The 10,768-nt window shown below is 66.6% G+C and carries 9 protein-coding genes; 5 read left to right on the top strand and 4 right to left on the bottom strand.

Translation table 11 applies throughout. The annotated features are described in order from the left end of the window. The 4 genes from ROTAS13_RS12735 to ROTAS13_RS25745 all read left to right on the top strand — a co-directional run. Positions 1 to 3,813 (top strand): helicase-related protein (locus ROTAS13_RS12735; RefSeq protein ID WP_139323348.1); only part of this gene is annotated, 3,813 nt, incomplete at its 5' end. Between the two features lie 531 nt (positions 3,814 to 4,344). Next, a protein-coding gene (locus ROTAS13_RS12725) for an IS3 family transposase (protein WP_253187672.1) occupies positions 4,345 to 5,573 on the top strand; the annotation gives its coding sequence in 2 pieces (ribosomal slippage) (positions 4,345 to 4,660 and positions 4,660 to 5,573; 1,230 coding nt in all). After that, positions 5,470 to 6,303, top strand: a complete 834-nt coding sequence (gene tnpC / locus ROTAS13_RS26310) for an IS66 family transposase (RefSeq protein ID WP_139323347.1) — start codon at positions 5,470 to 5,472, stop codon at positions 6,301 to 6,303. Before ROTAS13_RS12725 ends, tnpC begins: the two co-directional genes overlap by 104 nt. A gap of 27 nt (positions 6,304 to 6,330) precedes the next feature. Beyond that, the gene (locus ROTAS13_RS25745; protein ID WP_083755516.1) at positions 6,331 to 6,990 is read left to right on the top strand and encodes a carboxymuconolactone decarboxylase family protein; all 660 of its coding nucleotides are present in this window, start codon (positions 6,331 to 6,333) and stop codon (positions 6,988 to 6,990) included. Between the two features lie 115 nt (positions 6,991 to 7,105). Here ROTAS13_RS25745 and ROTAS13_RS12705 read toward each other — a convergent pair whose 3' ends face one another. The 4 genes from ROTAS13_RS12705 to ROTAS13_RS12695 form a co-directional block, all read right to left on the bottom strand. Beyond that, the gene (locus tag ROTAS13_RS12705) at positions 7,106 to 8,170 is read right to left on the bottom strand and encodes a replication protein RepA (protein ID WP_075822531.1); all 1,065 of its coding nucleotides are present in this window, start codon (positions 8,168 to 8,170) and stop codon (positions 7,106 to 7,108) included. Positions 8,171 to 8,805: 635 nt separating this feature from the next. Further along, positions 8,806 to 9,363: a hypothetical protein gene (locus ROTAS13_RS26305; protein WP_139323346.1), complete on the bottom strand. Its 558-nt coding sequence runs from the start codon at positions 9,361 to 9,363 to the stop codon at positions 8,806 to 8,808. Between the two features lie 485 nt (positions 9,364 to 9,848). Continuing rightward, complete coding sequence (locus ROTAS13_RS12700; protein ID WP_075822530.1) at positions 9,849 to 10,163, bottom strand: type II toxin-antitoxin system RelE/ParE family toxin; 315 nt, start codon at positions 10,161 to 10,163, stop codon at positions 9,849 to 9,851. Continuing rightward, a complete protein-coding gene (locus ROTAS13_RS12695; protein ID WP_075822529.1) occupies positions 10,160 to 10,417 on the bottom strand; it encodes a type II toxin-antitoxin system ParD family antitoxin in 258 nt (85 codons plus the stop codon). Before ROTAS13_RS12695 ends, ROTAS13_RS12700 begins: the two co-directional genes overlap by 4 nt. 63 nt (positions 10,418 to 10,480) lie before the next feature. Here ROTAS13_RS12695 and ROTAS13_RS26300 point away from each other — a divergent pair. Then, on the top strand, positions 10,481 to 10,768 hold a 288-nt coding region (locus ROTAS13_RS26300; RefSeq protein WP_216348645.1), incomplete at its 3' end, for a hypothetical protein.

Genomic DNA, 10,768 nt, shown 5'->3' with positions numbered 1-10,768 from the left:
GTCAGTGAGTCGGCGGCCGCGCCGAGGCCCAAGGCGGCGCGCATCGTGGTGGGCACCGCCGCTGAGGGCGCGACCATCAAGGAGGGCAGCTACGTCCTGCTCGGGCTGGACCTCATGCAGGTGGTGGACGGCCAGCCCGTCCCGGTGCCGGTGAAGTCGGCGAGCTGCAAGGAAGGCATCTTCGCCAAGCACGCCCGCATCATCCGCGGGCTGATCCCGATCCGCGACGCCGTGCGGAGCGTGCTGCGGGCGCAGGAGGCCAACGAGCCCTGGGGGCAGGCCCAGCTGCGCTTGCGGGCCGCCTATCAGGGGTTCGTGCGGCAGTTCGGCCCCATCAACCAGGCCCGCATCACCACCCGCACGGACGACGAAACGGGTGAAGTGAGCGAAACCGTGCGCCGGCCGAACCTGGCACCCTTCCTGGACGACCCGGATTGCTGGCTGGTGGCCTCGATCGAAGACTACGACGAGGATACCGACACCGCCAGGCAGGGCCCGATCTTCACCCAGCGGGTGATCCATCCGCCCGTGGAACCGGTCATCAGCTCGGCGGCCGACGCGCTCGCGGTGACGCTGCACGAGGTCGGCCATGTCGACCTCGACCGCATCGCCGAGCTGCTCGGCCGCCCGCGTGCCGAGGTGCTGGCCGAATTGGGCGACGCAGTGTTCCTCAACCCGGCCCTGACCACGGAGGCCATGGAGGTGTGGGAAACGGCGGATGCCTACCTGTCCGGCCCGGTCCGCACGAAGCTGGCCGCCGCCGAGGCGGTCGCCGTCACCGATCCCCGCTATGGCCGCAACGTGCCGGCGCTGCGCGCCGTGCAGCCAGAGGACCTGAAGCCTAGCGACATCACCGCCCGGCTCGGGGCGCCGTGGATGCCGGCCGACGTGGTGGAGGCGTTCGTCGCCGAGCAGATGGGGGTGACGGTGCAGATCCGGCACACCGTCGAGATCGCCTCCTGGTCGTTCAACATTCATGCCTTCGCAGGGCTCGCCGCCGCCACCTCCGAGTGGGGCACGGAGCGCCGCCACGCCGGGCACCTGTTGGACGACGCACTGAACGCCGTCATCCCGCAGATCTTCGACACCTGGATCGAGGACGGGAAGGAGCGCCGGGAGCTGAATCCGGCTGAGACGGAGGCGGCCAAGGAGAAGCTGGCCAAGATCAAGACCGCCTTCGAGCGCTGGGTCTGGCAGGACGCGGACCGGGCCGACCGGCTTTCCCGCATCTACAACGACCGCTTCAACAACCTCGTGCCGCGCACCTTCGACGGGGGCCACCTGCAGCTGCCGGGCGCATCCGGCGTGATCCAGATGCGCGGCCACCAGAAGCGGGTGATCTGGCGCGTCATCAGCACCGGTTCCACCTACATCGCCCACGCGGTCGGCGCGGGCAAGACCTTCTCCATGGCGGCCGCGATCATGGAGCAGCGCCGGCTCGGCCTGGTAACCAAGGCCATGATGGTGGTGCCGGGGCACTGCCTGGCGCAGGCGAGCCGGGAGTTCCTGCTGCTCTACCCGAACGCCCAGATCCTGGTCGCCGACGAGACCAACTTCGCCAAGGAGAAGCGGCAGCGCTTCCTGGCGCGCGCCGCCACGGGCACCTGGGACTGCATCATCATCACCCACTCGGCGTTCAAGTTCATCCCGGCCCCGGCGCAGTTCGAGAAGGGGCTGATCGACGCGCAGATCCAGAGCTACGTCGACCTGCTGGAGCGTGTGGACAGCGACGACCGCATCACCCGCAAGCGGCTGGAGCGGCTGAAGGAGCGCATGGAGGCCAAGCTGGAGGCGCTCGCCACCCGCAAGGACGACATGCTGACCATCGGCGAGATCGGCGTCGACCAGCTGGTGGTGGACGAGGCGCAGGAGTTCCGCAAGCTCAGCTTCGCCACCAACATGGCCAGCCTGAAGGGCATCAGCCCGGATGGCTCACAGCGCGCCTGGGACCTCTACGCGAAGTCGCGCTTTATCGCCCAGACCCAGCCGGCGCGGAACCTGATCCTGGCCTCGGGCACGCCGATCACCAACACCATGGGCGAGATGTTCAGCCTGCAGCGCTTCATGCAGCCGGACGCTCTGGCCGAGCGCGGCTTGCACGAGTTCGATGCCTGGGCCTCGACCTTCGGCGACACGGTGACAGAGTTGGAGCTGCAGCCGTCCGGCAACTACCAGCCGGTGACGCGCTTCGCCAACTTCGTCAATGTGGCGGACCTGATCGCCATGTTCCGCTCGGTCGCGGACGTGGTGAGCAAGACGGATCTGCGCGGCTACGCCAAGCTGCCGGAGGTTCGCACCGGCAAGCGGCAGATCCTGACCTCGCCCGCCAGCGCCGACTTCAAGGCGTATCAGCGCGTCCTGGCGAAGCGGATCGACGCGATCAAGGAGCGCAAGGGCAAGCCGAACAAGGGCGACGACATCCTGCTCTCCGTCATCACCGACGGGCGGCACGCCGCGATCGACCTGCGGTTCGTGCTACCGGGCTGCGACAACGAGCCCGGCACCAAGCTGAACAACCTGGTGCGCAACGTCCACCGGGTCTGGGAGGAGACGCGGGAGAACACCTACCGCAATCCGCTGACGGGGGAGACCTACCCGATCCCGGGTGCGGCGCAGATGGTGTTCTCGGACCTGGGCACGGAGAACGCCGCGGCCACGCGGGGCTTCTCGGCCTATGAGTGGATCAGGTCGGAGCTGATCCGGCTCGGCGTGCCGGCGTCCGAGATCGCTTTCATGCAGCACTACAAGAAGTCGGCGGCCAAGCAGGGCCTGTTCAACGACGTGAACAACGGGCGGGTCCGCATCCTGCTCGGCTCGACGCAGACCATGGGCACGGGGGTGAACGCGCAGCAGAGCCTCGCTGCCCTGCACCACCTGGATGTGCCGTGGCTGCCCTCGGACATCGAGCAGCGGGAAGGCCGGATCGAGCGACAGGGCAACCAGCACGAGGCGATCGACATCTACGCCTACGCCACGCTCGGCAGCGTGGACGCCACCAACTGGCAGCTGCTGGAGCGCAAGGCGCGGTTCATCGAGGCCGCGCTCGGCGGGGACCGCTCGATCCGCCGGCTGGAGGATGTGGCCGACACCGCCAGCCAGTTCGCCATGGCCAAGGCGCTCGCCTCGGGCGACCAGCGCCTGATGCAGAAGGCCGGGCTGGAAGCCGAACTGGCGCGGCTGGAGCGGCTGCGGGCAGCGCACTTCGACGACCAGCATGCGATCCGCCGGCAGATCAACGCTGCCCGCAGCACGATCGCCCGCGCCGTGACCCGGATCGGGCAGATCGAGCAGGACATTGCGGCACGGGTCTCGACCCGGGGCGAGGCCTTCCGGTTCACCGCAGGGGAGAAGATGTTCGAGGACCGCAAGACGGCTGGCGGCTCCCTGCTCAGCCGCATCCGGCTCACCGAGCGGGCGCGCCAGGTTGGGCAGTGGACTCTTGGCACCCTGGGCGGCTTCGAGGTGAAGATGGAGGGCAGGAGCCGGTTCGGGGGCGAGAGCTACGACCTGGAGGTGTGGATCGAACGCACCGGGATGGAGCAGCCGGTCCGGCTCGACGGCGACCTCACGCCGCTCGGGCTGATCTCCCGCCTGGAATACGCGCTTGACCGGTTCGAGGTGGAACTGACCGAGGAGCGGCGGTCGCTCACCGAGGCCGAGGCGAGGCTGCCCGGCTACGAGCGCCGGGTGGGCGAGACCTTCGGGTTGCAGGACGAGCTGGAGGCCAAGGCCGCCGAACTGAAGGCGCTCGAAGCCGACCTCACGGCCAACGACAACCGCGACGCGGACCCGGCTGCCGAACAGGCCGCCTGATCCCCGCCGGGTGCTCCCCTTTCCGGTCGCCCCACCACACCACGGAGTGCCGCCATGGACCGAGCCACGCGCGCCGGCAAGCCACCGCTGGCCACCTTTCAACGGCCGCTGCTGCGGCCGGAGCAGTTCGTCGCCACCCGCTTCGACACCGCCCAGGCCAAGGCTGACTTCGGCAACCAGCTACTGGCCTTCATTGCCGAGGGATTCCCGCAGAAGCGCTTCACCCAGCGATTCTACCGCGTGCTGATGCAGCATTTCGGGATGATCGCGCACTACGACCAGCATGGGTTCTGGGCGGAGTTCTTCACCAGCACGGCCGACCGGCTACGCTTCCTGGAGGCGATCACCGGCCACCCCTGCTGGGGTGATCCGGCGTTCACGTTCTCCGACCTGGAGCGTGTGGTGATCACCCGCCTTCGCAGTGCCGGGTTGGTCGCACGGCTTCGCGCTGTGCTGGACCACGAGACGGAGGTGTGGCCCTGTCCCGCTGTGACGGACACCTCTGATAGGCTGAAGGGCCTGGAGGTACGGATGGCAGAGGGTAGCGGAAAGCGCCGGTTCTTTCCGGAGGCGTTCAAGCTGGAGGCGGTGGCAGCGGTCCGCGGTGGGCGGTCGGTATCGCAGGTGGCGGCCGAGTTGGGCCTACCGGACCGGCTGGTGCGCAGCTGGCTGCGCTGGGCGCCGACGGGCACGGCGGTGGGGAGCGGCGCGCCGGCGCTGGCGGTTCCGACACCACCGGCGGCGCCGGCGCGTCGCGTCGGCCCGAGCCCGGCCGAGCAGGCGGCCGAGATCGGGCGGCTGCGGCGCGAGGTCGAGCGGTTGCGCATGGAGCGCGACATCTTAAAGCGAGCGGCGCTCATCTTCGGCCAGGCGACGGACCGGAGGTGAGCTATGGCTTCATTCGCGATCACGTCGCCGTCTTTCCGGTTGCCATCCTGTGCGAGGTGCTGGGCGTGAGCCGCAGCGGCTACTACGACTGGGCTCGCCGGCCGGAGAGCAGGCAGGCGGCGGCCGACCGGGTCCTCGCAGCCGAGATCCGGGCCACGCACGCCGACAGCCGTGGCCGCTACGGCAGCCCGCGCGTGCATGCCGCGCTGCGCGCCCAAGGACGGCGGGTTGGCCGCAAGCGGGTGGCGCGGCTGATGCGCGGCATGGGGCTGTCGGCACGGCGTGGTCGCCGGTTCCGGTGCACCACCGACAGCCGGCATGCCTTCCCGGTCGTCCCCAACCTGCTCGATCGCGACTTCACGGCCGCCGCGCCCGACCGGGTCTGGCTGGCCGATCTGACCTATCTGTGGACCGCCGAGGGCTGGCTGTACTTGGCCGTGGTGCTGGACCTGTGCACGCGCCGCGTGGTCGGCTGGGCCATGGCGGACCACCTCGGCCACGAACTCGCCCTGGCCGCACTCGACATGGCGATCGCCTGCCGACGGCCCGCCCCTGGCCTCCTGCACCATGCGGATCGCGGCGTGCAATATGCCGCCCATGGCTATCGCCGCCGGCTCGCCGAGCACGGCATGCTCTGCTCGATGAGCCGCAAGGGGAACTGCTGGGACAACGCGCCGATGGAGAGCTTCTATGCCACCCTGAAGGGCGAACTCGTCGAGCAGCGCGACTACCTCACTCGCGACGAGGCCAGGGCCGACGTGTTCCAGTATCTGGAGGGCTTCTACAATCGACGCCGCCTGCATTCGGCGCTCGGCTATCTCACCCCCGAGCAGAAGGCAGCGACATTCCAAACAGCGGCATCAGCCGCGTAACAGTGTCCGTGAAAGTGGGGCAAGGCCAGACCGCAAGGGCGAGCGACCGCGTGAACATCTTGCCGGGTTCTCTGGCTGGCTCCAGGCTGATGCCTATGCGGGATACAACTCGCTGACCCGGGCGGACGCGGGCGGGCCGCAGCGGATCAGTCACGTCGCGTGCCGGGCGCACGCCAGGCGCAAGCTGTTCGAGGTGTGGGAGGGCACGAAGTCGCCCATCGCCGAGCGGCTGCTCGCCCGCATCGGCGCACTCTACGACGTCGAGCGCGACATCAACGGCAAGAGCGCCGAGGGTCGCCACACCGCGCGTCACGAGCGGTCACGCCCGTTGCTGGAGGAGCTCCGCGCCGAGATGGAAGCCGAGCGCCGCCGCCTCTCGGGCAAGTCCGCCCTCGGCAAGGCCCTGCAATACGCGTTGGGCCGCTGGGACGCGCTGACCCGCTATCTCGATGACGGACGGCTGGCGATCGACAACAACCTCGCCGAGCGCCTGTTGCGCGGCATCGCGGTCACCCACAAGAACTACCTGTTCGTGGGCTCCGACACCGGCGGCGACCGGGCCGCCGTCATCTACACCGTCGCCGAGACCGCCAAGCTCAACGGCCTCGACCCGGAGGCCTACATCGCGGCGACCCTCGCCCGCCTCGCAAGCGGACACCTCATCGCCCGCCTCGACGACCTCCTGCCCTGGAACTTCAGGCCACAGGATGGGTCAGCGGTGCTCGGCTGACGCTTACGCCTCGTCACGGTATCCGCACTGATTGCGAACGGCCGCGCCGCTCAGCTGCGGGGGCATCTTGGCCGGGCACTCGATAACAGGGTCACGCCCGGCGAGATTTCTGAACTGGTCGCCCACCTTGCTTTCTACGCGGGCTGGCCCGTTGCGATCTCGGTCGTCCATGAGACGAAAACCGTTTTTGATCAGCGGGGCGTCCGCGTCCCCGCTGCCGCCACGGAGCAGCTTCCGCTGGACGAGGCTGCGGAAGCGAGGCGCCGCGCCGCGGTGCAGGCATCCGTCGGCGTCGTCGCGCCGCCGCTGGCGGACCTCACGAACCGGGTGCTGTTCAATGACCTGTGGCGACGCCCTGGCTTGGCGCCCCGGGACCGGAGCTTGGTGACCGTCGCGGCTCTGATTGCCACCGGCCAGACCGAGCAGATGCCCTTCCACGTCAACCGCGCGCTGCACGCCGGACTGACCGAGGCGCAGCTCTCGGAGGTCGTCACGCATCTCGGCTTCTACGCGGGTTGGCCGCGGGCCATGTCCGCCGTGCCGGTCGTCCAGAAGCCTAGGCCCTCAAGCTACGTCACCTGTCCGGTCGAAATGGGGGGCGCTCCACTGTACGCCTTGGTGCGCGTAGGAAAAAGGTGGGTGTGGCTTCGGTTCGGTCGCTTAGGGTGGGAACGCCATGATCGTTAGCAAAGGTTGATCCTCAGTGGCCAGTCCATTTGGACTGTGCCCCGAGGTTTGCGCTGGACCGAACTCTTTGCACGTCCTTCTCCCATGCCTTCCCGCTACCGAACTCTTTACACTCTCAGGCGACAGGGAGAGCCTTGACGCGGCGGGGAGGGGGCGATGGGCGAAGGGTAATGCCGTTCTCGGTGAGCTGGAATTGGGCGGTTGGGTAGATGGACCTAGCAAGCTCCAGATTCTCCGCAAAGGGCCGCTTGAAAAACCGCATCGTGGCGATTCCGGCGCCGAACTGTCGCCACAGGGCCGTCCAGGAGATCTTCGTATCTTCCTCTAGGGCAGGTAGTCGGTAGGCCAACCATAGATAGACATCGAGTGCCATGGGCGAGTTGCGGATGCGAGTCGCCGCGTTTCGGTCGATTGGAACCGGGTGGCGCTTCAGTGATTCAAAGAAAGCCTTCGACAGCTTCAGGCGTCGGATAAAAGTCCTGCCGCCGCCCGTGTCGTATTCGAAAGCCTCAACCAAGCGCTCGTTGATTTCCAAGCCCTTAGAGTCTGTGCCGATCCGGAAGCTGACCTTACAACGGACGATTTTCTCAAGCTGCTCAAGAGTTAGATCCGCTACCTTCCCACCGTCAGGCAAGCCGAGCCGACGAAGGACGTCGTAAGCAGTATTTCCGAGCTCCACGAATGGGCTGTTACACTCCAGTGCTTCTGATTGGAGTGCGATCAATACCATCCGTGCGTAGGCGCCATATGGAACACCGGTCCAAGCCGTCGAACCGTCGTCGAGCTTCCTTGAACCTGCCTCCACCGTGATATCGGCATAGTCTGTCGAGATCCGCCAAAGGTTCTCCTTGTCACCCTTTGGCTTGCGATATGGCAGACCGAGCATGCACCAGCCGCTATACACATGCCCAGCGGCGAGTTCTGAAGTGGTGGGATCGAGCACCGCAGCTGCCTCGGCGGCATCTGCGGCTACCGCGATGATTCGCCCGCCTCGTGGTCCAGCCAGGACATCGATAGGGGCTCGACGTCCTGGCTCCCGTTCAGTGCGGGAGGCGTAGGCCGCTGCTCCGCGGCGACCTTTTGCGACGAGGAGGTCATGTACGGTGGCAGACGGGTTCACCTTCTCGCCATCGATGGCGATGTCGTTGAACAGATCTTCCTGCTGTCGCCTCCGAGCCATCAGCTACCTCCATGCCGCTGACCCTTGATCGGATCGGGGCAAGGATGGAAGGCCGAACTTTGTGCACATTCTTCCTCGGAGCGCATTTTCGTTCCGCCCGAACTTTCTGCACGGAAAACCATGGGAAAAAATCTTCTTCTTTGAAATAGTTTGGTGCCGAAAGTTCTCTGGATAACTGAATTAAGCATTTGTTTTTATTGTCTTGTCTTTCCAGGGCGCCGTGGCGAAGGTTCGGGATACTGTGGCAAGGGTTCGGCTTGCTCTCGATTCGTGCCTCGCACGCGCGTGAGGAAAGTTCGGAGATGGCTAGGTCTGATGCGTGTAGAAAGTTCGGGCATAACTCGGCCCCGACTCGTCTGCTGGGCGTGCAGAGAGTTCGGCCTGGAGTCGTCCAGCTTGCTGCACGGCATGCTGATAGTAGGTGCTGCGCAGGGCAGGATTGAAGCGCAAGGCTATGGGGACCGCCATGTAGAGGGAGGCGTGTAGGCTGGCGCGTCAGCCCCGGCTGTATTGCAGCTCACGCCGGGTGCCGCTATCGCGGCTGTCCGACGGACAGGGCCTGGCCTTGAGGGCGCCGTGATCATCGGTCTGAGGCAGCCTGGGATCGTCTCCTGAGGCCAGGGGTTCCGGTGCCTTCAGAAAGCCTGTTCCAGATCCTCGAGATTGACGGTCTGGATGGAGAACCAGATGGGGTCCGGACTGCGCGCTGCCTCGCGTAAGAGCGGCTTGGCGGCGGAGAGCAGATCCTCGAGCGAACGGAAAGGGTTCACCGCTTCCTCACCGTCGCTGGTGCGCATCATCAGGGCAAAGCCTGCGCGCGCAACTTTCGGGGCAGGGGAGGGGCCGTGGCCACGCGGGGACGGAGCCTGTCTGATCGCCGCTGCGCTTGGTGGGGGCTCGTCGGACAGCTGGATACCCGGCAGTTCCTTGACGGCTTTCGGTTCGGGCTGGATCAGGGGAGGTTTCGGTGCTGGCTCGGCAGGAGGTGCTGCGGGCGGTGTCCGTCCTGCAAGGGTCGCCATGCCTGGGCCAACTGCATCCGTAACCGCGCCGGCTTGCCGCAACCTGGCCAGGATGGCGTAGATATTGGCTGAAGTGCAGCCATAGCTGGCTGCCACGGTGGCGACCTTCTCGCCACCGACCTCGATCCTCTCGCGGATCTTGCGATGCTCCTCGCGCGCGATGCGGGGCATTCAGCGCTCCCATTTCGAACAAATCAGGAACGCTCTTTAGCCCACTGACCGCCTGCGGGAGAAGATTCAAATTTGAATCGGGCTCGGGATTTGAATCCTGACAGAAGCTTCGTGGCCCGATGCTGCTGAACAGTCTCGAGGGGGGCCTACTGGCTTTGCCGTGGGCATTCGTTTCCCCATGCGCCTCCGGAGGCCTGTTGCGCAGCAGAAGATGCCAGCATGGGCCGGGTGAGGCTGATTAGCGCTTTGTTTTTGCGGCATTTCTTTGCTCTTTGCGCACGATAAGTAGCCATTATCGTGCCTAATGATTGAGGAACTGGCAGTTGCCCTAATTTCGATAGGGGCGCAGGTTGCCCGCGACGTCCAGAGTGTGGCGGGGGAGTGCAATGTCGGATGGGCGGATGCGGCGAAGCCAACGGGCGAACGAGAGGCCAAACGGCGAAGTTCCGCCCTTTTCGGTCTGTTTGGCCAGCCGGCCCGTACCGCTAGGGCTGCCGAGCGTTCAGGAAACGCGGCAGGTCGCGGGCGGTGTGCAGCACCCGCAGGATCCGTGGTGGGCTGACCCTGTCCGTGTAGACCAGCAGATAGGAGAAACGTGGCAGCGACCAGAAGCGGAAGCGTTCATCCGCCAGGGCCGGCCGGCGTGCACCCAGGGCTGGATTGTGGCCGAGACGCCTGGCTGCCTGCAGGACGGCATCGTTCAGGGCCCGGGCGGCGGCAAGATCCTCGGTGCCGATGTACTGGATGGCTGCCCTCAGGTCGTGTCGGGCCTGACGGGTGAGGACAGCGGACGCCCTCACCGGCGCGCCCGCACCATCTCCTCGATCATCGCGTTGAGCTCAAGATGGACCTCTCCGGCATCGAGGAAGCCGTCCCGCTCGCTTTCGGCCTGGGCCGCTTCCAACGAGGCGATGAAGGCAGCCCGTTCGGCCTCGGCCTGGCGCAGCAGATCGAGACCTGCCCGGATCACCTCGTCCAGATCACGGAATTGTCCCTGTGCCACGGCCTCAGCCGCGAAGCGTTCCTGCTCGGGGGTAAGGGTCACGGTCGCCATGGGTACCAGGATAGGGGCCCACCGCCCCATCGCAAAGCAGGAACTGCAAGGAGCGAGCGGGGCATGAGCATCCATAGGGCAGATGGCAGCGGTGCTGCGCCGAAGGCCCGTCAGGATGACGGAGAAGGTTCAGGTGCACCGCTGCCGGTACGGGTCAGCCGACTGGCCGGCACGGAACTGCCCGAGGAGGTCCGTCACCTGCTCACCGGTCCGGTTGGCGAGGCGGTGGCGGAGGCGGCGCGCTACGCCGGCCGGGCGCTGGCCGACAACACGAGGCGCGCCTATGCCGCCGACTGGGCCGACTTCGCCTGTCTCTTGATCACATCTACGCACAGCTCCACCGTAAGGCGA

The sequence above is a fragment of the Roseomonas sp. TAS13 genome (genome assembly GCF_001950415.1).
Taxonomy (GTDB): Bacteria; Pseudomonadota; Alphaproteobacteria; order Acetobacterales; family Acetobacteraceae; genus Roseomonas; species Roseomonas mucosa.
The sequence above is the reverse complement of the archived record's forward strand: the minus strand, read 5'-3'. Positions and strand labels throughout refer to the sequence as shown.

Coding starts and splice junctions, on each gene's coding strand:
- ROTAS13_RS12705 (WP_075822531.1), bottom strand. CDS start 8,170: ATGGCTCGGAGGCGACAGCAGGAAGATCTGTTCAACGACATCGCCATC.
- ROTAS13_RS26305 (WP_139323346.1), bottom strand. CDS start 9,363: ATGCCCCGCATCGCGCGCGAGGAGCATCGCAAGATCCGCGAGAGGATC.
- ROTAS13_RS12695 (WP_075822529.1), bottom strand. CDS start 10,417: ATGGCGACCGTGACCCTTACCCCCGAGCAGGAACGCTTCGCGGCTGAG.